The sequence below is a fragment of the Tropheryma whipplei str. Twist genome (genome assembly GCF_000007485.1).
In the GTDB taxonomy this organism is placed as follows: domain Bacteria; phylum Actinomycetota; class Actinomycetes; order Actinomycetales; family Microbacteriaceae; genus Tropheryma; species Tropheryma whipplei.
Genome location: NC_004572.3, coordinates 595,789 through 619,232 on the forward strand (window position 1 = coordinate 595,789; position 23,444 = coordinate 619,232).

Consider the following 23,444-nt stretch of genomic DNA (forward strand, 5'->3'; position numbering starts at 1 on the left):
TTACCCCAAATAATCCCTCAAACATTGAGAGCGCGATGGGTGCCGTAACTTCGCCATCGTCTTTGCCTCAATCTGCCTAATGCGCTCCCGAGTTACATCAAAATACTCACCGACGTAGTCCAATGTCTTGGGCATGTCATCATCAAGTCCAAAGCGCATACGAATAACGCCGGCTTCACGCTCCGAAAGAGAATCAAGAAGAAGACGAAGTTGCTGCTGAAGCATACTAAACCCAACGGCATCGTCAGGCGCAACAGCGTCAACATCCTCTATCAAATCGCCAAACTCACTGTCACCCTCATCGCCGAGAGGGGTGTGAAGAGAAATCGGTTCACGGCCGTATTTCTGAACCTCAACGACCCTCTCCGGTGGCATGTCAAGCTCACGACCCAGTTCATCCGGGGTCGGTTCACGTCCAAGATCCTGTAGAAGTTGCCTTTGCACTCTGGAAAGCTTGTTTATAACCTCGACCATATGAACGGGAATACGGATTGTCCGTGCCTGATCGGCCATGGCCCGAGTGATAGCCTGACGAATCCACCATGTCGCATAAGTTGAGAACTTAAATCCCTTTACATAGTCAAACTTCTCAACAGCCCTAATGAGACCCAAATTACCTTCTTGAATTAAGTCAAGAAACTGCATTCCTCGGCCTGTATACCGCTTGGCCAGAGAAACAACTAATCGCAAATTAGCGGCTAAAAGGTGGTCTTTCGCACGCTGACCGTCGCGCACAACCCACCTCAGCTCACGCTTGAGCTTCGGCGCGAGATCACCTGACTCTGAGAGTTTTTCCTCGGCAAACAGGCCCGCCTCGATCCGCTTCGCAAGGCTAACCTCCTCGTCGGCCGTTAGGAGTGATACCTTACCGATTTGCTTTAAATAATCTTTTACAGGGTCAGCAGTGGCGCCAGAAATTACGGGCGAAGCCGGGGTTGACTCATCATCCTTTGTATCCGCAAGGACGATCGCCTCGAAATCCCCTTCCGATCCTTTAGATGCAACGTCGGTATCGGATGCAGTGGCTTGTGCAGAGATATGCGAAGCAGGATCAGTTGAAAGATCCTCGTCAAGAACGGCCCCGGAAGCACCCGAAGTAGAGGGAGCCCCGGCAAAAGCCTCTTTATCAGACCCGCGCGACTGGGTTTTTATCTTTACCGGCATAACCTAGGGGGAATTATAACATGCGACTCCCCTCCGGAGAGAATATAGACTACTGTAGTGCAGAAACACACACCCAGAATGCAAGACACGATTCTCATTCTTCAGACATATTGGGCTCACAGAGGGTGTCTCGTATTTCAGCCGATGAATACTGAAGTTGGTGCGGGGACCGCGAACCCGGCAACTCTGCTGGGAGTGCTGGGTGACAAGACCTGGGGTGTTGCGTATGTTGAGCCATGTGTTAGACCTGACGACTCGCGCTATGGTATAAACCCGAGCAGACTGCAGTGCCACACGCAATTCCAGGTTCTCCTAAAACCCGAACCTGGCAATCCGCAAGAGATGTACTTAGAAAGTCTGGAAGCCATCGGAATTGACCTTAAAAAACACGATATACGTTTTGTTGAGGATAACTGGGAAAGTCCTGCATTGGGCGCTTGGGGCCTTGGGTGGGAGATATGGCTTGATGGACTTGAAATAACCCAATTCACATATTTTCAGCAGGTTGGTGGGGTGCCGCTAAAGACAAGTGCGGTTGAAATAACCTATGGAATTGAAAGAATAATGATGGCCCTTCAGAAGGTTAGTCACTTCAAAGACATAGAGTATTCGAAGAATATAAGCTATGGTGAATTGTTTGCGCAGAACGAACGCGAGATGTCAGCTTATTACCTCGAGAAAGCAAATATCGAGAGAAATAAACAGCTCTTCGAGATATATTCCGATGAGGCTAAGATGCTTTTACGCGCTGGCCTTCCTCTTCCCGCATACACATTTGTACTGAAGTGCAGCCACGTTTTCAATATTCTTGATGCAAGGGGTGCAATTAGCACCGCTGAACGCGCGAAAGCGTTCTCACTGATGCGTACACTAACCAAAGAGATTTCTGCTACGTGGGTCGAAAGTAGATCAAATGGTGAGGTGAGTGACGATACAGTACACACAAAAGGCATCGATATAGCGATAGAAAAACCGCCAGACATGAAAGACCCTGTAACAAAGGGCCCGGAAACTGTCCTGTTTGAAATCGGAACAGAAGAAATGCCCAGCACACAAGAAATCATCACTACTGTTGAAAACACGCTTAGAGAAAAACTGGGAAGGTCGCAACTTAAGTTTGAGAAATATAGCGTGGATGCAACGCCAAGAAGAATTGTTATACGAATCTATAAAATGCACCCCAGGCAAAGTGACTCGAGTGTGCGAATAAGAGGACCAAAGGTAGAAGCGGCATTTGATGATGATAAAAAACCAACAGATGCACTAACCGGGTTTTTAAAAGCAAATGGTAAGAGTCTTGACGAAATAGAAATTGCTGTCCACAAAAACAGAAGGCATGTCTTCATAACAAAAAACATTCCAGGACAGTCCGCAGCCAAACTCCTTGAGCAGATATTTGCCGAAATCGTTCTAGAAATCCGGAGTTCGCGGAATATGCGCTGGAATGACCCAAAATTGGTATTCTCCAGGCCAATAAGATGGCTTGTTGCATTGTATGGACAAAGACAGCTTAATATAAGGGTATCTTTGTTGGAATCCGGGATGCATACGCGTGTTTTGCGCAATAGTAAAACCCCTATCGTGCCGGTAAAGGCCGCCGACAATTACGAAGAATTTCTTACACGAAACGGTGTAATCCTCTCCAGAAGCAAAAGACGAGAAATAATCTTTGAATCCGCTAATCTCGCTGCTAAAAGTGTTTCTTGTGAAATCGACTTTTCAACTCAGCCAATTGAAGAAATAACGGATTTAGTTGAGGCGCCAAGTTTGGTGATATGCAGATTTGAAAAAAAGTATTTGGAGCTGCCGGAAGTTGTCTTGAATGCAATTATGAAAAAGCAAAAGTACATAACGCTATCTGAAAAATGTGCAACTTGCAAACGTATACAGCGTGAAAAATGTGATCAAAAAACCATAAGTCAGCACTTCATAACCTTCGCAAATGGCCTGTGCGATAAAGAAACTGTGCGATCCGGGAATGAGGCTGTAATAAGAACTCGCTTTGAAGATGCCCTCTTTTTTCAGGAGGCAGATTCTAAACTGTCACCCGAAAATTTGTACAAAATGCTTGACGGCCTTGTGTATGAGGAAAAACTGGGAAGCTATTTGCAAAAATCACAGCGCATACAAAGGATTACAGACGAGCTGCTTGCACTTATGAAGGCTGATAAAAATCTTTCGAATACAGCAAGACAATCAGCGGCAATAGCAAAATTCGACCTTGCCTCACAAATGGTAACCGAAATGCCAGAACTTTCGGGTTTTATGGCAAAAATATATGCACAGCGGGCTGGAAAGCCGCCTGAAGTCGCACAAGCGCTGGAAGACATGGAGGCACCCAGAAGTGCGGGAAAATCACTGCCCGTAACACAAGCCGGTGCGATATTGTCAATCGCAGATCGCTTGGATCAATTAGTTGCGATGACCGCTCTGGGGATAACCTCAACAGGCAGTTCGGATCTGTTTGGGGTAAGGCGTACCGCAAGTGGACTTGTTGACATTCTGCGTGTTTTGCCGCAGAAGTATGATCTTAATCCAATTGATATTCGGGTTGCTGTTGGGAAAGTTGTTGACATTATGCAGGGTTACATTATGGAGCACCGCGGCATAAGCAATGTGATTCTGGATGGTGTAGAGGACTCTATTGTTGACCTGATCCTGGGAAGGTGGCGACATCGCATTTCAGACAGTCAATCAAGGACTTTATCCATGGACACAGCTTCCCTTCAAAATATCGTATATGCTGCCCAAAAGACAGTACTTTCCGAAGCAGATAAGACATTTTCGCAACTCTGTCAGATTAGACAGAAAAGTCAATTTCTGGAGATAGTGCAGTGTTTGAAACGGATTGACAGGATCTGTAAAAACTTCTATTTTGAGAGGAATGATGCACCCCTCAAATCTGTGCACGAGCAAAACCTAATAAACACATTTGAAGCGATCAGGCAAACGAATCGCACTGATTTGGAAGGATTCTACCGTGCAGCAAAAAATTTACCGGAAGCTGTGAATAATTTTTTCGATAATACGCTTGTTATGACTCCAGAAGAAGAAATCCGCACGGCGAGACTGGGACTATTGTGTGCTATACGAAGCTATTCATGGAAATATGCTGCTTGGGACTACATATAACCTGCTTTGTTGTAACATTTGAGATATGTTTATTTGGAAGGGATCTACTCGCGCGTGGGCGCGCGCAGTCTGTTTAACATGAGTGATTACACGAATACTGTGACCGTAGAGATTACAAGTGACGATTCACTTGTGGCAGATGTCATCGTGGTTCCTGTAGCTTCTGGCGCAGTGCCAAGGCTGCCCGAAGACTCTAAATTTAGAGCGTACGAGGATATCCTTCAAAAGCTTGGTGTAACAGGATCCAAGGATGAGCTCACTCGCATTCCCCTTGACGGTAGTAAACATGTTGTTCTGGCTTTTATAGGGGTTGGCAAGGCATTTTCTGCGACAGAATTAATGTTCGCAGCTGGATCTGCGGTAAGGCAAATTGGTGCCAGATGTATTCAGATCGACTTCTCTGTGACGCAGAAGGATAAGCTTAGTGCCATCGTAGAAGGTGCATTTCTTGGAGCATACAGATTTGATAAATATCGCAGCAAGAAGAGCGAGTGTCCCGAAGTAATACGTGTCTCTCATAACATAAACGGCATAACGGATAGTGAGTGCAGGCAGATAATTGCCCGCGCTAAGGTTATTGCAGGATCAGTTGGCCTTGCGAAGGACCTTGTGAACACAACCGGGGATGACCTGTATCCTGCGCAGTTTGCCAGTTTTGTTGCGAAGGACCTGGAGGGTATTGACCACATTTCTGTTGAATCTTGGGATGAAAAGCGCCTTCAGGAAAAGTCTTGCGGTGGAATTCTTGGTGTTGGGCGCGGGTCTAATTTCCCGCCGCGGCTTGTGAAGATCTCGTACACTCCCGGGCAATACAAGAAGCACTTGAGTTTGGTGGGTAAAGGAATCACTTTCGACACTGGTGGTTTGTCGCTAAAACCGGCATCTGCAATGCTCGGCATGAAATACGACATGACCGGGGCCGCTAATGTATTTGCCGTGCTCAGAATTGTCGCTCTTCTGCGTTTGTCTGTGAGGGTGACGGGGTGGTTATGTCTTGCGGAAAATATGCTGTCAGGAAGTGCTATCCGCCCTGGGGATATACTTCGAACGTACAGCGGAAAAACGGTCGAGGTAACGAATACTGATGCAGAGGGCAGGTTAGTTTTAGCCGATGGGCTTGCCCTTGCTGGTGACGAAAGGCCAGATGTAATTATTGATATTGCGACATTAACGGGCGCAGCAAAAGTTGCCCTAGGAGAAAGTTGTTCGGGGCTTATGGGTAATAATCCCGACCTGCTTTGTTCGCTTGAGGTTGCGGCGAAAAGTGTTGGGGAGAAGTTTCTTGCTGTCCCAATAGATGATGATGCCTTACAAAAGGCGTTAAAGTCTGATATCGCAGATATTGTCAATGTGCCAACTTCAAATAAAGTACCTGGGATGCAGTTTGGTGCTGTCTTTCTCAAAGAATTTGAGACAACAAATGACTCGGGCGAGGCTATCCCATGGGCCCATCTGGATGTTGCAGGTCCAGCAAATGCATCTTACGACACCGGATTTAATTCTTGCGGCCCGACTGGCGTGGCTGTAAGGTCCCTTGTTGAATTTTGCCGATGCCTGTCTTCTGCTCCAGAGCGAAAGCTGTTCTAGAGCATTATGGACTACGATCTGATAGTTCTTGGTGCGGGAAGTGCCGGTTACGCGACTGCTATACGCGCAACGCAATTAGGTATGAAGGTTGCACTTGCTGAGGGGGATAAAGTTGGCGGGACATGCCTGCATAGGGGATGTATCCCAACAAAATCGCTTGTACAATGTGCAAAAGCTGCCCATATTGCCAAAAATGCGTCAAAATTTGGGGTTATAAATAGTTTTTCTGGTGTTGATATAAATGCTGTAAATGTCTTCAAGAATGGCATTGTTGAAAGTAAGTACCGTGGGCTACAGTCACTTTTGAGATCCTACGGTATCCATGTCTACCCGAATTTTGCAACGCTTAGTTCACAAAACTCTGTTCGGATCGGCACAGAAGATATTACAGGGAAAAACATAGTGATCGCAACAGGTTCTAGACCGAAAGGCATACCGGGATTAAGCGGGGGGTGCATCTTTGACAGCGATTCTATTCTCGAGATAGATCATCTCCCGTCGAGTCTTGCCATTATTGGCGGGGGTGTAATAGGCGTCGAGTTTGCAAGTATCTTTAATTATCTCGGTGTTGATGTGAGCATACTCGAGGCTCAAGAAACTCTTATTCCTTCCGAGGAGCGAGGTGTTAGCAAACAGCTCGAACGGGTTTTCAGGCGAAGAGGTATAAAGCTTTATCTGGGGCACAAAATAATGGATGTGTCACAGACAGATGGTGTGGTGGTATCCCTTGATTCAAACGAAAAAGTAAATGCTGACCTGCTTCTGGTGGCAATTGGCAGGGCACCCGCAACAGATGCAATAGGCAAAGTTGGAATAGAAATTGATGGAGGTGCCATCTCTGTTGATGAAAAACTGAGGACAAGTGTGCCTAATGTATTCGCTGCGGGAGATGTTGTAGGTGGTCTACAGCTTGCGCACAGGGGGTATCAGCAGGGCATATATTTGGCTGAACAAATTGCTGGTCTTGACCCATCCGCTGTGGCAGACATTAATATCCCGAGGGTGATTTACACAAGCCCAGAAGTCGCATCTGTCGGATATACAGAAGCTGGGGCAGCAGAGATATATGGCGTGAATGAAATAGTTACCTATGAATACAATCTCGCTGGCAATGCAAAAAGTTCCATTATGGGGGCTGCGGGAAGCATTAAGGTGGTCCAGCACAAAAACAAGGACGTCCTTGGGGTTCATATGGTCGGCGATGGGGTTAGTGAGCTTGTATCCGAGGCTCAATTGATTGTAAATTGGGAAGCCAACCCATCAGATGTTGCATCGCTTATTCATCCACATCCAACCCAGGCAGAAGCTATCGGCGAAGCGATGCTTGCACTCGCAGGGAAACCCCTACATGGTATTTAGTACCTGGGCATTACAAGAAATATCATTTATCGCGTGGTTGCGTAAATGCAGACCGCGTGACTTTAAGGCAAAATACGGCCTACAAAAATCTTTGGAAATGCGGCGCTTGTGCGGGATGTGTGTTACATATGGTTATGATCCTGGAGACTTTGAATGAGTGAGGACTTTATCCTGCCCGCATTGGGTGAAAGCGTAAGTGAGTGCGTCATAACTCGCTGGCTCAAAGAAGCTGGGGATCGGGTTGAAGTTGATGAACCACTGGTTGAAGTCTCAACGGATAAAGTTGATACCGAGCTTCCGTCCACTTTAACTGGGATATTGGAAGAAATACTTGTTCAGCGCGATGAAACGGCAAAACCTGGGCAGATTCTCGCTAGGATAGCAGTCGATAAAGATGAGACGAAAAGCAATTTTGACCACGGGGTAAAACAATCAGATGTAATAACAGGGGATTCCACCGGTAACCTGTTAGGCAATACTCGTCCAATCGAAGATACTGGATGGCCAGTCACACTGCATACCGCAGAGAGCAAACCGGATCTATCAGCAAAAGCAGATCATATTGGAGATGAAGGCGACAAGCAAGGCAATTTGCCTACTGCGCATAATGCAGAAATACCGTACGCAACACCGATTGTTAGACAGCTTGCAAGAAAACTGAATATTGATCTAACTAACATAGTCGGGAGCGGAGTGGGCAACAGAATCCTAAGGGAGGATGTATTGTTGGCGAGTAACCGCACAACAAATACCTCAACCGAATGTGCTCAAAACATCCCATCAAGTCCAGAACATGACAAAAGTGCCGCAAGCTTTGACAGCGAAGTATCAGAACTCCGTGGGACGCGGATTAAGATGTCTCGCCTGCGCAACATAATAGCTGAGAGGGCTGTTCATTCAATGCAGAACACCGCACAGCTTAGCACTGTAATTGAGGTAGATCTAACAAGGATAGTTGACTATCGCAATAGCATAAAAGAAAAATTCAAAGAAGCGGAGGGTGTGAATCTAACCGTCCTACCGTTTATAATCAACGCCACAGTTCAAGCACTTAGAAAATATCCAGTTATTAATTCCCATATTGTGGATGATCAAATAGTTTTTCCGGATTATGAAAATATTTCACTTGCTGTTGACACCGAAAGAGGGTTGCTGACACCCGTAATAAAAAACGCTGGAGATATGACGGTGGCGCAATTTGCAAAAAGTGTTTTTGATCTGGCGCGAAGGGCACGTAACAACAAACTATCTCCAGATGAACTTACCGGTGGAACATTTACAGTCACGAATACCGGTTCCCGAGGTGCTCTATTTGATACGCCGGTTGTATTTCTTCCGCAACTCGCGATTTTGGGAATTGGTGCTATTGCAAGGCGTCCGGTAATTGTGTTAGACGCGCAAGGAAACGAGTGTATCTCGATAAGATCCGTGGCGTTTTTTGCCCTATCGTACGACCATAGGGTTATTGATGGCGCGGATGCTGCTAGGTTTTTAGGATACATAAAATCCCTGCTTGAAACGGGAAATTGTACAGTTTAGCGTGCAATGGATTTAAGGTTGCTACGATGGGAGTTTCCTGCAAAACCGTGTGTGCCTTTATTGTTAGCTCTGCGCTTTTTGGCTGCAGCACGGCTATTGTGCTTGAACCCGCACAAAGTGCGAATAACCCGAATTGTGCAGCTGTTACAGTAAGACTTCCGCAAGTACTGGGAAATCTGGTAAGCAGAAAAACAACTGCCCAGGCAACAGCTGCATGGGGAGAACCATTGGGAGCCGTGTTGCGTTGCGGACTTCCTGTGCAAAAGCCGACAACTGAATTGTGTGTCAGTGTAAACAATGTTGACTGGGTAATAAATGACAAATTTAATACAAATATTCATGGGGTAAAGTTCAATGTAAGAGCCGTTACCTACGGGCGATCGCCGGCAGCTGAGGTGTTTTTGGACAATTTTAAAATATCACCAGCAACAGCACTGGCAACACTTGGGTTGGCGGTAAATTACCTGCCAAAAGTGGCTTCATGCAGTTGATGCAAGTCTCAGTTTAGCGTTTGACCTGGCAGTAGGCTGAGGCAAGAATAGTCTCTATAACTTGACTGTATTGCATCGACTTAAAGCTTGATGGAAAAATCGATTTCTGAGTGAGGCCGGGTGATGTGTTAATCTCATTTAGAACAAGACCCGATTCTGTAACAAAAAAATCAATCCGAGCGTAGTGGCGACAGCCAAGCTCGAAAAAAACTTTTGAAGCAATCTCGGCATATCCGTCGGTATTGTCAAACTGAGCTGGAATCACAAACTCAACCGGGTTCAGGTATTTGGCGGAATAATCATAAAACTTACTGCCACTATGTTTTACAAAAACGAGTTCAGAGCACTGCAATACCCCATTATTTTCAATGAGTGAGCAAAAAACTTCTGGAGCATCAAGGGCAGGCTCAACAATAGCAGATTTTCCGTGTTGAAGAGCATGTTCTATAGCCACTGGCAATTGCTCGAAAAAATCAACAAAAGTGCAACCAAAACTCGAGCCAGCATCAACAGGCTTCACAAACAGAGGAAAGGTAAATCTGTCAGAAATTTGCTTCAAAAAAGAATCTCTGTTCTTATGCCAAGCATGCCCCTTAATGAGATACCACGGCAGAACCGGAATGCCCGCGTGGGAACACAGTATTTTTGTATAGTGCTTATCCATCGCAGCTGCACTTGCAAATACTCCGGAACCAACATAAGGAATATCAAGCAGGTCAAGCATCCCCTGGATTGTTCCGTCTTCACCAAACACCCCATGAAGGAGAGGAAATACGAGATCGAACTCAACAAAAAAGCTTTTGCCGCGAGCCTGGACTACCTCAATTTTTTTGCACCCCGCGCGGCTGGGCCAAACAACTCTATTACCATTATCAATGACTTCGCCATAATCCTGCTCTGACACAGTGCTGCAGTATACAAAATCGCCGTGTTTTGTTATGCCAACAGGAATTACAGTCCATTCATCGCATATATGTTCAAGCAACGCCCTGGCCGATGCATAACTAACCGAATGCTCTTGTGAGCGACCACCAAATAATAAGAGCAACCTGCGCATTACGCCAGGCTAAAACAAATATCCAGAAGCGAATGTGCCGTTCGTTTACCGCTAATAACCTGACTTAACGCTTGCGCAATTGGCATGTATACACCACTGCGTTCCGCGAGGGCGAGAACGCCCGAAATGGCAACAACCCCCTCTGCGGTTTGTTTTACCTCATCAAGGGGGGCACCCTTTGCAAGCAAAACTCCTGCTTTGTTATTTCTTGACAAATGAGAATTGCACGTTGCCACCACATCACCCAGGCCCGCTACGCCAAAAACAGTTTCCTCAGTACCACCATTTTCAAGCACAAGACGCAAGAGCTCTCTGAATCCGAGCGTTATTAGCGCAGCCCGTGTATTATCCCCAAGATCCATACCTCTGGCTATTCCAGATATTAGTGCAACCAGATTTTTTGAGGCAGCACATATTTCAACACCTTTGATGTCGGAACTTGGAATGCAATAAAACCCAGGACACTTCAGAGTGCCAGCCACAATATTCGCTGTTGCAATATTCGCAGACGCAACAACCGACACACTGGGTTCGTCATTGGCCACTTCAAGTGCGAGATTAGGGCCGCTTATGACGGCAAGGCGATTGTGACCGAGGTCCAAAGCCTCCGAAATAACCTCACTCATCCGTCTGCCCGTGTCAGGCTCAAGACACTTTATAAGACTTATTACAATGGAAAACTTATCCAGGGATAATTTGGGTAATACTTTTGATAGCGCAAAGCTCGGTAATGCTATGTATACATGGGAGGCGTCGGCAACGGCATAATCAAGATCACAAGTTGCCCGTAGGAATAATTCTACTCCTGGAAGATATTTCGAATTGACTCTGGCGTTATTTATCTCATCAATAACATTTTCATCCCTGCCCCATAGAATAGTTTCATTCCCCGCCTTACAAAGCAGATTGGCAATGGCGGTCCCCCATGATCCAGAACCTATAACAGCGACTTTATTGCGCAACCCACCCTCTTTCATGTCGCATGAAGCCTGTCTCATCGGATAACCTGATAGCTGCAAGGGCTGTATTAATTTTTTCCTTCATCAGGTTACTGAAGCGCTTAATCTCCTCATCTGACAGCTTTTTTCTCGGAATATGCACCGGGGCACAAAATACAACACTGTACGCATTGCGCAGCCCAAATTTTGGTAACTTTTTTCCATAAGGAAGAGTTTTCTGTGCACCCCACTGGGCCGCACAAATAATGGGTGTGCCTGTTAGGCTTGCCAAATGAACAAATCCCGGATTGAAACTGTCAAGCCACAGCTCGGGATGCCGTGTAACAGACCCTTCGGGATAAAGCACAATAACTCCCCCGGCACGAAGGCGCCTGATAGCTGTCAAGAGTGAAGGCGCGTGTGTATTTTCTGTCATATCACCACATGGCGTATCAGAGGGTCGGGTAACAGGAATCTGCCGCAAGAACCTCAGGCATGCACCTAAGGCAGGCACGGAAAATAACTGACGCTTCGCCATAAAATATGGCTTTCGACCCATGCGCCAAATAGCTATCGCAAATAAAATCGGATCTAGTTCACTATTGTGATTTGCAACGATGATAACAGGACCCCTTAGCGGAACATTACCCCGCAGTGTGTAACGAAACAAGAGCCGCACAAGGGGATTGATAAGAAACGTAAAAACCCAAAAGCGCGAAGGCAAACGCGTTTCCTTCATGCCTCAAAATCAACTTTCAATCTTTCAAGCTTATGGACAAAGTTCTCATACCCTCGACTTATAATACCCGCATTGGTTATGATACTCTTTCCTTCTGCAGCAAATGCAGCAATAAAATGACTGAATCCACCTCTCAGATCTGGAACATCTATGTCTTGCCCGGTCAATGGAGTTGGGCCATTTATCACAGCAGCTTGCTCTATGGCTCTGTGTGGCACCCTGCGAAGTGTTCCCTGAAAACCATTCTCGTGCACAGAAATATCTGCACCCATTCTGTTGAGAGCTTCAGTGAATCCAAAGCGAGATTCATAGACAGTCTCGTGCACGACGGATCTGCCGCTCGCCTGTGTCAGGGCAACAACGAGGGGCTGCTGCCAGTCTGTTGAGAAGCCCGGATGAACATCTGTTTCAACAACAACGGGATTCAGGTTACCACCGGGATGAAAAAACCTTATTCCATCATCTTTGATCTCAAACACTCCACCAACCTTCCTGTATACACTAAGAAATGCGAGAAGATGTGCCTGTTCGGCGTTCCGCACGAAGATATCACCTCGCGTTGCAAGTGCAGCACAGGCCCAACTGGCGGCTTCATTGCGGTCACTGATAGCGTGGTGTGTATAGCCTGATAAACTGTCGACACCCTCTATAAAAATTACCCTGTCTCGTGCGCAGGTAATGATCGCACCCATTTTCTGCAATATCGCGATCAGATCCATTATTTCCGGCTCAATTGCGGCACCTCTAAGCTCTGTAACACCATCTGCTAAAACAGCCGTCAGCAGTACCTGTTCCGTGGCACCAACACTTGGATACGGAAAGTGTACACTCGCACCTTTCAATCTTTTTTTTGTTGAAAGAAGTATTCCACCTGGAAGTTTTTCATGACTTGCGCCAAACTTCCTCAGGGCTTGTAAATGAAAATCAATTGGTCGTTCCCCAATCCTGCAACCGCCCAAGCCAGTAATAAATGCCTGTCCTGTTTTATGAAGTAGCGGACCGCAAAACAAGATTGGAACTCTGCTGGATCCGGCATAAACATCAATATCACCCCGAGAGCACTGTCCAAGAAGAATCGGATCAATAACGAGTGTGTCGTTCTGCGTGGCACGTACACTTACGTTATAAGCCTCCATAAGTCTCCGGACAATAAGGACATCCGATATATTGGGCACATTTGTCAAGACGCTCTGTGAATTGCCGAGCATTGAGGCGACCATTGCCTTCGTTACAAGGTTTTTAGCACCCTTAACAGCAATTTCACCACGTAACGGCGAGCCGCCCGTTATAACAAACCTGTCAGGGGTGCTATCAAGCTTCATGTCATCTCAACTAACACATCGTGTTCCCTAGAGGTCAATAGACGCTAGGGAACGCTATTGAGTTTCTTAGGTTTTTTCGTTTTTATAAGACTAAGCGCAACAGACAGAGCGATGATGAGAAGTATGACCGACAAACTCACCCAAATGTTAATAACAGGAAACAAAACACTTGACCCAGGAATAAAAGGTATTCCGTGAGAGTGCCCGGCATCAAGCACGAGCTTAATACCTATAAAAGCCAAGAGCGCCGCGACCCCGAACTTCATATACTCCAGTCTGTGCACGCATTCAGATAGAACAAAGTATAGCTGCCGCAAGCCCGTCAAAGAAAAAAAGTTTGCCGCAAGAACAAGGAAGGGGTCAGTTGTTATCCCAAAAATAGCCGGTATAGAATCAAGGGCAAACATCGTATCGGCAACCCCTATCGCTATAAAAACGGCAACCATCGGGGTCCACCGTCTGCTGCCGCGAGGTCCGGTTCTAAGTCTCATCGAATCGTAGTTCTTACTTACATTCATCCTGATCATTACCTTGTCAAGCAATCCAGATGTGTGTCCCTTTGCAGAAAATTGTTTTAGAGCTGTGTATATGAGGAGTGCGCCGAATATAAAAAATGTCCAAGAAAAGGCCTCTATAACGACCGATCCAAAGAAAATAAAAATCGCTCGGAGAAAAATTGCAATAAGAATTCCAATTGACAAAACATATCTCTGGAAGATTTCAGGAACCGCAAAACGGAAAACAATTATCGTAATAAAGACAAAAATATTATCGATTGACAGACTATATTCTATAAGCCACCCGGTCAGAAGCATACTCGCATCATCAAGTCCACGGAAATGCAAAAGGATGCAAAAAAACGCCAATGCGAGGGCCACATAGCCAAAGCACCAAAACAGAGCTTCTTTGAAACTCGGCACGGCAGGTCGACGTACAGTCACCAGCATGTCAAGCACCAAAATCACAGCAAAGATCGACAAAGATATGGATTCAAACATGTTTTTGAATAGGCCGAAGGAAGTAGAAAAACAAGTGTGACCCCAGCGGGATTCGAACCCGCGCTACCGCCGTGAGAGGGCGACGTCCTAGACCTCTAGACGATGGGGCCGGATGTGGGGGTGCAACAAAGTGCACAAAACGGCAAAGAAAAGAAAGCAAATTAACCGGAAATCCCCTCTATCCCAAGTATACCTTTCACTTCGGCAATGAGATCATTACTAATTTCAACACAGCGACTGAGCTCAAAGGTTTTGCTCTTCACAACTGAGTTATCGGTGATAATAACCTCCATCGTAACAGGAGTATCTCCGGGATATTTCCGCAGAACATCGTCAAGGGCAATAAACACGTTCTGCGTGAGAAACCCTTCAGAACATTTCAGGCGTAACCGCGCTTCTTTCTTGACTGGCAATACATCTTTGATGGAATCACAGTATAAGGTCGTGGCATCATCACGAAAACTGATGCGGCCGGTAACGGAAACAATTGAATCTGTAACAAGTTGTTCTGAAAAATTGTTGTAGTTCTGACCGGATAGCATGATCTGAATCTCACCACTGGTATCTTCCAGAATCGCATGGGCATACCGCATACCAGTGCGGCGTGCAACTTTGTGCTCTACGCTGGTAATAAGACCTGCAACCCTTATAACATCTTGAGGCTTACGGCTAATACACTCGGCAATAGAGCAGTCCCTGAATTTTAGGAGTGAATCCTCAAGGCCATCTAGAGGGTGTGAAGAAACATACATTCCAAGCATTTCACGCTCATATTTCAATCGTTCACGATTGTCCCAATCAGGTATATCGGGTGGTGAAAATCCCTCATATTCATCAAGCAGGCCATCAAGCAATGACACATCGCTACGGCGGGCATTTGCCTGACAGTTTTCCAAGACTGACCTGTGTATATCCATCAAAGATCTACGATTTGGATGAATTGAATCAAATGCCCCGGCTTGTATTAGAGACATAACACTTCTACGATTCAAAACCGAGTGTGGCATACGCTGAACGAAATCTATCAAGCTCACAAATGGTCCATCCTCGCGGACCTCAAGGATATCGTCAATAAGATTGGCTCCGACATTTTTAATCGCCCCCAGGCCGAACAAAATATTTTCCCCCGATGGTGTAAAACCGCTCCTTGAAACATTTATATCTGGTAACAGAACCTTTATGCACATATGTCGACACTCCTGTAGATAAAGACCGAGTTTATCCCTAGAGGTTTCAACGCTTGTAAGAAGGGCAGCCATATATTCTGTTGGGTAATGTGCTTTTAGGTAAGCTGTCCAGTACGATATGAGTCCATATGCCGTTGCGTGTGCTTTATTGAATGCGTAATCGGAGAAAGGCAACAGAACATTCCACAGTGCTTCCGTAGCACCGTCGCTGTAACCAGCCTTTCGCATGCCGTTAGCAAACTTATTGTACTGCCGATCGAGCTCATCCTTTTTCTTTTTACCCATTGCCCAGCGAAGAACATCAGCTTCTTCGAGGGTAAATCCCGCGAGTTTTTGCGCAATCCCAATAACCTGTTCCTGATATACAATCAAGCCATATGTGGAAGACAGTAAAACAGACAGATCCTTTGTGAGCTCAGGATGAATATGATCAATCTCTTGCTTCCGGTTTTTTCTAAGTGCATAATTCGTATGTGACCTAGCCCCCATCGGGCCGGGCCTATAAAGTGCTATTGCCGCAGATATATCATCAAAACTATCAGGCTGCATAAGCTCCAAGAGTTGCCGTATTGGCCCGGAGTCAAGCTGAAAAACACCTAATGTATCGGCTCTGCGCAAAAGTTTATAAACCTCCGGGTCATCGAGGGGGAGATTTTCAAGATCTACCTTGGTATTTTTATTTTGCCGAATATTAGCAAGTGCATCATCAATAATTGTCAGGTTACGAAGGCCCAGAAAGTCCATTTTTACAAGACCGAGAGATTCGCACGAAGCGTAGTCAAATTGCGTCACTATATGACCGTCAGACTCGCGCTTCATGATTGGAATTATGTCGATAATAGGAGCATCAGACATGATTACGCCAGCTGCGTGCACGGCCCATTGGCGCTTTAAGTTCTCCAATCCTTTTGCTGTATTAAAGATTTGTTGCATCTCATAATCAGATTCAATCATCTGCCTGACTTCACTGGCTTCCCTATGACGTGAATGAGTGGTATCGAAAATAGCGCGCAGGGGAATTTCACGGCCCATGACTGCGGGGGGCATAGCTTTTGTGAGCCGCTCGCCGAAGCTATACGGATAACTCAAGACCCGCGCAGAGTCCTTGAGGGCCTGTTTAGCCTTAATGGTTGCAAAAGTCACAATTTGTGCAACATGATCCGACCCGTACTTTTTTGTGACGTAGTCTATAACTTCACCCCGCCTGCGTTCATCAAAATCGATATCAAAATCTGGCATTGAAATCCTTGCGGGATTTAGAAAGCGCTCAAAGATAAGCCCATGCTCCAATGGGTCTAGATCTGTTATACGCATCGCATATGCCGCCATTGAGGCTGCTCCGCTTCCGCGACCTGGGCCAACGCGAATTCCGTTCAGTTTGGCCCAATTTATAAAATCCGCAACTATCAAAAAATAGCCAGCATAGCCAGCTTCTTGAACAACACGAATTTCGTATTCAGCCTGTTCAATAACCCGTCTACTGGGACCATTTGGGTATCTTGAGGCAATTCCTCTCTTTACCTCACTGGCAAACCAGCTATTTTCTGTTTCACCCTCCGGTACGGAGAACCGCGGCATGAAACTTCTTTGTGTATCAAAATTGATATGACATCGTTCCGCTACCAGAAGGGTATTGTCACAAGCTTCAGGAAGGTCTTCAAAAAGAATCCGCATCTCACTGGAAGATTTCAAGTAGAATTCATCCGAGTCAAATTTGAAACGATTAGGATCATTTATAGTCGACCCTGATTGAACACATAAAAGCGCTGCGTGACTTGCCGAATCCTCAGAATTCACATAATGAAGATCATTTGTTGCCAACAGAGGCAAGCCCAGGTCACCCGCTAAGCGCAATAGATCTGGCATAACTGCCTTTTCAATCTCTAAGTTATGATCCATCACTTCGCAGTAATAGTTTTCGGGTCCAAAAATATCGCGCATTTGTGCCGCAGCCTGACGAGCTTCAGAATATTGACCAAGACGCAACCGAGTCTGTATTTCCCCACTTGGGCAGCCTGTTGTGGCAATCAGGCCATTTGAATACTGATTGAGCAACTCTATATCTATACGGGGTTTAAAATAGTAGCCCTCAATGCTTGCAAGAGAAGAAAGCTTGAAAAGATTATGCATTCCCTCGTTATTTTGTGATAAAAGGGTAAGGTGCGTATAAGCCCCGCCTGCTGAGACGTCATCAGGACCGCCCGAGGCGAAGAATTTTCGAACTTTTTCTTTTCTATTCGTTCCTGGCGTCAAGTAGGCTTCCATACCAATTATCGGATTGATGTCATATGTCTTTGCAGTTTTCCAAAAATCAAATGCCCCGAAAGTATTCCCATGATCAGTTATTGCAATTGCCGGCATCTTGTCTTCTGCTGCCTTCCGCATAAGGTCCTCTGTCCGGGCGGCACCGTCCAACATCGAATAGTCAGTATGCACATGCAAATGCACAAAACTCATATAATCCCTCAAGAACCTTATTTATGACCCATCGTATATCTTCGACAGAATCCTGAGACTCTCCTGAAGATCCTCATGTATTCTTGACTCAAATTCAACAAATACACCACTGACAGGGTGCGTAAAGCTCAAGTGATAGGCGTGAAGCCACTGCCTTTTTAGATTCACCTTCTGGGAGAAAACCGGATCAGCACCGTATTTTACATCCCCAACCAATGGATGTCTCAGGGCAGAAAAATGCACTCTTATCTGATGCGTCCTTCCTGTTTTTGGAGCAACTGATAAAAGGGTAAATCCCGGATACACCTCCTCTGTAGAATATTGAGTAACAGCATCACGTCCAGAGTAATCAATACAAAACCGATCGCGGTGCTTTAGATCCCTTCCAATTGGGGCATTTATAACACCACTGCTTGGGTCAGGGTATCCCTGCACTAAGGCCTTATAACGCTTATGAATAGCTCTGTCACGAAAGGCAGCCTTCAGATTGTGATAAGCAAGATCGGATTTAGCAAGCACCATAAGTCCAGATGTATTTGCATCAAGGCGATGTACAATGCCCTGTCTATCTTGCGGACCACACGCTGCAAGTAAACCAGATAGACAGCCCGTCACAGTTGGGCCGCACCAGCCTGGTGACGCGTGCGCTGCAACACCGGCAGGTTTGTCTATCACGAATAAGTCATCATCAGAATAGATAACGCGCAGTAAGTCTCTTGTAGATGCGCACGGATCCAGGCAGCACGAATCAAGTGTGGAAGAAAAATGTACGGAATCTGGCGCGGCAGAATCCTCACCGGATGTATGAAGTGCATGCCTGTTCCACACATAAACCCCACTGGCAAGATCACTTTTTGTAAGCCTCTTATCCGAGACATTCTGCCGTGTTATCTCGCCCAATGAAATTGCCCGAGCAACACAACTCCTTGACATTCCGCTAAGACTGGAGATTGCAAAATCAATCCTGCATCCATCAAGATGCGGAGGGATAACAAAAACTTTTGACCCAGATATTACTTTGACCCCTTCAAAAACAAGAACGTCCCAAAGACTCCAGCCAATATGAAAAGATCGGCAATGTTAAACACAACTCCAGAGAGCAATGGGGTGTTTAGAAAATCCACCACCTCGCCATTACCAAAATATGGAGGCTTGAAAAGCCTATCAAACACATTGCCAGCAATACCTCCCTGTAACAGGGCCAAAAATACTATCGATCCAGTTGTCCTCGGTAAAAACCATCCAATAAAAATAAGGGCAATAATCCCGAGCAAAAAGAAAAGCCAAGAAAAGCCAGTTCCAAAAGAGAAGGCAGCACCCGAATTCTTCGCAAGAGTAAGCCTAAAAAGATTCGGAATAACAATAAAATCGCGCGCAAGATAAGCATGCGCAAGATACTTGGTAACCTGATCCAGAAAAACTAAAAAACCCACCAGAGCGTAGAACCGCAGGGTTCTAGTCGTCAAGAGGGGTTCTTAGGCTCTAGGTCACGCAGCCCGCTCTGCAAAAAAGCACGCAACCTGTCCCTATAGTCACTCTCGAAAGCACGCAAATCAAGAACACGCTTCTCGAGGGCAGGTATCTCGAGTTTGAGAGCCTCAACCCGCCTGGTGAGTTCACTCTCAGATGTGCGAGCAGCACGTTCAGCGGATTCACGGGCCTCGGCAACAATAGCATCCCGCCTCTTAACACCCTCCTGTATATACTCATCACGGGCACGCTTTGCGAGAGCAAGAATCTCTGCAGCCTGATCACCAAACGAGCCACCAGAGGCACCGCGAGAAGCCTCGGCCAGCTCATCCTTTAGGGCTTGGATTTGCCCCCTGGCACTCTCCAGCTCAGACGACAGTTCGTCATTTCTCTCAAGCAAATGACGAAGATCGACAGCAACCTCATCGAGATAATCATCAACCTCATCCTGGTCATATCCCTCCCTGAACTTGGTCACCCCGAACCTCTTGTTCACGATGTCGCTGGGAGACAAAACCATGTGGAGCCCGATCCTCAAAAACTTCTGATCTTCCGAACCAGTATACCAAAACAAGAACTGCTCAAAAAACCAGAATAGAGAAGTTTACTCCTCCTTCTTGGATTCGGTGCTTATGGAAATATGCTCCGGAGATAGGAGAAAAACCTTACCAACTACGCGCTCAATCTTTCCGACAAGGCCCTGCGAAAGTCCACTGGCAAAATCAATCATCCTGCGAGCATCGGTATCAGATAGCTGAGACATATCGATTATCACGGGTATGTTCTGACGAAAACGCTCAACAATGCCCGAAACTTCACTATATTTCTTCGGATGAAAAGTGAATATCTCGCTCATTTGCTGCTTGGGGTGAGGAACGCGCCTCAGATGCGACATACCGCTAGGCGCGCTGTGCAGCTCTTGATTATCTTCAGCCAAACCAAGATAAACCATTGCCTTTTTCAAACCACCCGCCATCGCATGCCCCTTTCTATCTGTTACTACGACGCAGCCTTGTTACGCCAGGGAATATCCTAACCTTAAACCCAAGCCTCAGTGTGCAATCTTGCTAAAAATCCGAGAACGTGTCGCGCCTAGCGGAGAAAATCTGGGACATCCAGACCATCTTCTTCAAATGGGTAATCATCAGACTGAGAGGGGGTGAGCGCATCCGGGTACTTATCTTGCTGTAGCGGAGCGATAGAAGTTGGTTTGAGGGTTGGCTCTCCCCCATCAAATCCCGCAGCTATCACCGTAACACGCACCTCATCACCGAGAGTATCGTTGATAACAGCTCCAAAAATTATATTTGCCTCAGGATGAACCACTTCTTGCACCAGCTTTGCCGCATCATTTATTTCAAAAATGCCAAGATCAGATCCACCTTGGATGCTCAGCAACACCCCGTGTGCACCATCAATCGAAGCCTCAAGTAGTGGAGATGCGACGGCGAGTTCCGCAGCCTTAATCGCTCTATCGGCGCCTCGTGCGGAACCTATCCCCATTAGAGCAGATCCTGCACCCTGCATAACTGACCTAACATCGGCAAAGTCAAGATTAATAAGCCCGGGTGTCGTTATGAGATCAGTTATACCCTGAACACCTGACAACAGCACTTGATCGGCTGTTGCAAACGCATCCAGCATGCTTATATTGCGGTCACTTATTTCAAGCAATCTATCATTCGGAACAACAATTAAGGTATCGACCTCATTTTTCAGGGCTGCAATCCCCTGCTCTGCCTGCAAGGCGCGCCTTTTACCCTCAAAGCCAAAAGGTTTCGTCACAACCCCAATCGTGAGCGCACCAACAGATTTCGCAATCTTTGCGACAACTGGTGCACCTCCCGTGCCGGTCCCACCGCCCTCACCGGCGGTTATAAATACCATATCCGCGCCGGTAAGTGTTTCCTCTATTTCACCGGCATGCTCTTCGGCTGATCTGCGACCAACTTCGGGATCGGCACCGGCACCGAGGCCACGTGTGCTTGCGCGGCCAACATCCAGCTTGACATCGGCATCACTCATAAGGAGAGCCTGAGCGTCGGTATTTACCGCAACAAACTCAACCCCTCGCAGGCCAAGCTCAATCATGCGATTCACGGCATTAACACCACCGCCACCTATTCCAACAACCTTTATGACCGCGAGATAATTCTGGCTACCGACAACATCGCGCATACAACTCCATCGCTCAACTTACCTGAACAACGCTAAAGCCTTTATGCGTAACGCAAGCCAAAGCGCGTACGCGTGTCTCGATATAGGGTTAAAGCATTACTTTATGGTTCGGTATAAGAAAACACCACCAATTAGCATTTACCGAAGGATGGAATGTACGCCTGATAGTACTCGCAGAACCTTTGACGAAGCACAATTTTTCGCAGTCATCATCTTTCTTGCACCCCGGAGTGTAAAAAGATGCAGGCTGATATATTCAGCTGGATGTGTTCAGGCGCGTAAAACATTCATGGCAGCGGGCTGCGAAGCGGTTCCGTGATTCCATACTCCTTCTGTGCGCATACCTTGCTGTATGTAGCTGTATGTAGCTGTATGTATCAGGGTGCACTGATGTGTTAGCGTGTTTTGAAATTACACCCTTTGAATGAAATTACACCCTTTGAATAAGAGAAATAGGGTGCTGGGAGGCTATTGCCGTTTCAGGTAGAATCATCATGATTTCAGGTAGAATCATCATGGAATGATACACGAGGATGATGGCAACGAGGGCCTTCCACCGTGGATGCAAGGAGGTATCTTTCTTCCAAACATTATAGGACCGGTAAAGAATCCTGAACTTCAGGTCCTACGTCAGGCAGAGCAAGTGATAAACACAGTGCCGAAAGTGCAGATAGATAGCGACACAAGAGAGCGGCTGATAAAAAACATTGATGTAGCGAACCTATGGCTCTCAGAAGCTAGTTCTTTGACAGAAGTGAAAGTACCGTGTGAAATCCTCACCAGGGATGAATGGGTAAGGAATACTGCGCGCGGATGGCTAGACCTGACTTCGCCGATTAGTTCAGTTATTGCATCGAAACTCATTCAGCAGGCACAACATAATCTTCCAGAATCCCTCAAGCCACTCATCTCTCAACTTTCTCAGGCAATGCAGCAGGTTAGTAAAGCATCGCTACTTGTACAAGTTGGCAATGCAGCAGGCAATTTATCTTTAGAGGTTTTGTCTGGATGTGATGTTGGGATTCCGCTTCTCGAATCCCCAAAGGCCCTCATCGTTGCGGAGAATGTCGTAAAGTTTGCAAGCGACTTTCATCTACCCCTTGATGAAGCCGGGATTTATCTTGCATGCAGAGAGATTGCATACGCATGTGTTTTACAACACTGCGCCTGGATAAAGAGTAGGATATTTACCTCAATTCACAGCTTTTCGAAAAGTATGAGCGTTGATAACGAACTGATGGACATAAATGACATGCACTTCGATGCGGCAAGCGCACTGACGCAGATTACGGGAACAATAAAGTTCGAGCCAAATGAACAACAATTAAATGCGCTGCGCGTGCTTGAGGATCAGTTAGCAATTCTTGAGGGATGGGTTAGCACTGTTACCACGATCGCAACTTCCCGACTGCCGCACGCTGGGGCAATAAATGAAACAATTGTCCGGAGAAGAGCTGGCGGCGGGCCGGCCGAGAAGGCTTTATCCTCCCTGATAGGGATCGACCTTCATCCACGTAGGCTACGCGCAAGCCAAAGCATGTGGAACAAGATAACACAAACTGTTGGGCCTTATAAGCGGGATAGTCTTTGGGGGCATCCCGACCTTGTGCCTACGTCTCATGATATTGACGATCCTGAGGGTCTGATCAAGAGACTTAGCGAGAATAAGAGTGACAAGATTGATGATGAACTTTCAAGACTGCTTGACTCAGAAATAGAACGAAATGTCAAAAATAGCACAGGTGACGATGAAGGTGATACAAATAGCAACGGAAAGGACGCAAGTAAAAGCTAATCAAGGCACATAGCGCATATAAATTCAGGCA

General features: G+C 46.4%; 18 protein-coding genes and 1 tRNA gene. 6 read left to right on the top strand and 13 right to left on the bottom strand.

All coding sequences use genetic code 11. The features are described 5' to 3' along the window. A complete protein-coding gene (locus TWT_RS02850) occupies window positions 1-1,164 on the bottom strand; it encodes an RNA polymerase sigma factor (protein WP_011102611.1) in 1,164 nt (387 codons plus the stop codon). A gap of 57 nt (window positions 1,165-1,221) precedes the next feature. On the opposite strand from TWT_RS02850, the gene TWT_RS02855 reads away from it, so the two are divergent. From TWT_RS02855 to TWT_RS02875, 5 genes are all read left to right on the top strand, one after another. After that, window positions 1,222-4,296: a glycine--tRNA ligase gene (locus TWT_RS02855; RefSeq protein WP_011102612.1), complete on the top strand. Its 3,075-nt coding sequence runs from the start codon at window positions 1,222-1,224 to the stop codon at window positions 4,294-4,296. 33 nt (window positions 4,297-4,329) lie between these two features. Then, window positions 4,330-5,883, top strand: coding sequence for a leucyl aminopeptidase (locus TWT_RS02860; protein ID WP_237696830.1), 1,554 nt, complete (start codon window positions 4,330-4,332; stop codon window positions 5,881-5,883). Window positions 5,884-5,889: 6 nt separating this feature from the next. Next, window positions 5,890-7,242, top strand: a complete 1,353-nt coding sequence (lpdA, locus tag TWT_RS02865; protein ID WP_011102614.1) for a dihydrolipoyl dehydrogenase — start codon at window positions 5,890-5,892, stop codon at window positions 7,240-7,242. Window positions 7,243-7,395: 153 nt separating this feature from the next. Beyond that, the gene (gene sucB, locus TWT_RS02870) at window positions 7,396-8,781 is read left to right on the top strand and encodes a 2-oxoglutarate dehydrogenase, E2 component, dihydrolipoamide succinyltransferase (RefSeq protein WP_011102615.1); all 1,386 of its coding nucleotides are present in this window, start codon (window positions 7,396-7,398) and stop codon (window positions 8,779-8,781) included. Beyond that, window positions 8,769-9,272, top strand: coding sequence for a DUF3515 family protein (locus tag TWT_RS02875; protein ID WP_011102616.1), 504 nt, complete (start codon window positions 8,769-8,771; stop codon window positions 9,270-9,272). The genes sucB and TWT_RS02875 overlap by 13 nt, the downstream gene beginning before the upstream one ends. A 13-nt stretch (window positions 9,273-9,285) precedes the next feature. Here TWT_RS02875 and TWT_RS02880 read toward each other — a convergent pair whose 3' ends face one another. The 12 genes from TWT_RS02880 to ftsZ form a co-directional block, all read right to left on the bottom strand. After that, window positions 9,286-10,329 (bottom strand): D-alanine--D-alanine ligase family protein, encoded by a 1,044-nt coding sequence (locus TWT_RS02880; protein ID WP_011102617.1) that lies wholly within the window; start codon window positions 10,327-10,329, stop codon window positions 9,286-9,288. Next, window positions 10,329-11,327 carry an NAD(P)H-dependent glycerol-3-phosphate dehydrogenase gene (locus tag TWT_RS02885; protein WP_230440469.1) on the bottom strand — a complete coding sequence of 333 codons (999 nt, stop codon included), beginning with the start codon at window positions 11,325-11,327 and terminating at the stop codon, window positions 10,329-10,331. The genes TWT_RS02880 and TWT_RS02885 overlap by 1 nt, the downstream gene beginning before the upstream one ends. Beyond that, entirely contained in the window at window positions 11,281-12,006 is a 726-nt protein-coding gene (locus tag TWT_RS02890; protein WP_011102619.1) for a lysophospholipid acyltransferase family protein, read from the bottom strand. Before TWT_RS02890 ends, TWT_RS02885 begins: the two co-directional genes overlap by 47 nt. Next, window positions 12,003-13,328: a UDP-N-acetylglucosamine 1-carboxyvinyltransferase gene (gene murA / locus TWT_RS02895; protein WP_011096211.1), complete on the bottom strand. Its 1,326-nt coding sequence runs from the start codon at window positions 13,326-13,328 to the stop codon at window positions 12,003-12,005. Before murA ends, TWT_RS02890 begins: the two co-directional genes overlap by 4 nt. Before the next feature lie 44 nt (window positions 13,329-13,372). Continuing rightward, window positions 13,373-14,326 carry a TerC/Alx family metal homeostasis membrane protein gene (locus tag TWT_RS02900; protein ID WP_011102620.1) on the bottom strand — a complete coding sequence of 318 codons (954 nt, stop codon included), beginning with the start codon at window positions 14,324-14,326 and terminating at the stop codon, window positions 13,373-13,375. A 37-nt stretch (window positions 14,327-14,363) separates the two neighbouring features. Continuing rightward, a tRNA-Glu gene (locus TWT_RS02905) sits at window positions 14,364-14,436 on the bottom strand. A gap of 51 nt (window positions 14,437-14,487) precedes the next feature. Continuing rightward, window positions 14,488-17,970 (bottom strand): DNA polymerase III subunit alpha, encoded by a 3,483-nt coding sequence (gene dnaE / locus TWT_RS02910; protein WP_042507956.1) that lies wholly within the window; start codon window positions 17,968-17,970, stop codon window positions 14,488-14,490. A gap of 21 nt (window positions 17,971-17,991) precedes the next feature. Then, the gene (locus TWT_RS02915; RefSeq protein WP_080502101.1) at window positions 17,992-18,984 is read right to left on the bottom strand and encodes an RluA family pseudouridine synthase; all 993 of its coding nucleotides are present in this window, start codon (window positions 18,982-18,984) and stop codon (window positions 17,992-17,994) included. Beyond that, window positions 18,984-19,403 (bottom strand): signal peptidase II, encoded by a 420-nt coding sequence (locus TWT_RS02920; protein ID WP_230440470.1) that lies wholly within the window; start codon window positions 19,401-19,403, stop codon window positions 18,984-18,986. The genes TWT_RS02915 and TWT_RS02920 overlap by 1 nt, the downstream gene beginning before the upstream one ends. Before the next feature lie 29 nt (window positions 19,404-19,432). Then, a complete protein-coding gene (locus TWT_RS02925) occupies window positions 19,433-19,918 on the bottom strand; it encodes a DivIVA domain-containing protein (RefSeq protein WP_230440471.1) in 486 nt (161 codons plus the stop codon). A gap of 126 nt (window positions 19,919-20,044) precedes the next feature. Further along, the gene (locus TWT_RS02930; protein ID WP_011096205.1) at window positions 20,045-20,416 is read right to left on the bottom strand and encodes a cell division protein SepF; all 372 of its coding nucleotides are present in this window, start codon (window positions 20,414-20,416) and stop codon (window positions 20,045-20,047) included. A 116-nt stretch (window positions 20,417-20,532) separates the two neighbouring features. After that, window positions 20,533-21,618, bottom strand: a complete 1,086-nt coding sequence (gene ftsZ / locus TWT_RS02935) for a cell division protein FtsZ (protein WP_011096204.1) — start codon at window positions 21,616-21,618, stop codon at window positions 20,533-20,535. 520 nt (window positions 21,619-22,138) lie between these two features. On the opposite strand from ftsZ, the gene TWT_RS02940 reads away from it, so the two are divergent. Continuing rightward, window positions 22,139-23,413, top strand: coding sequence for a zinc-dependent metalloprotease (locus TWT_RS02940; RefSeq protein ID WP_011102625.1), 1,275 nt, complete (start codon window positions 22,139-22,141; stop codon window positions 23,411-23,413). Window positions 23,414-23,444: the final 31 nt, after the last annotated feature.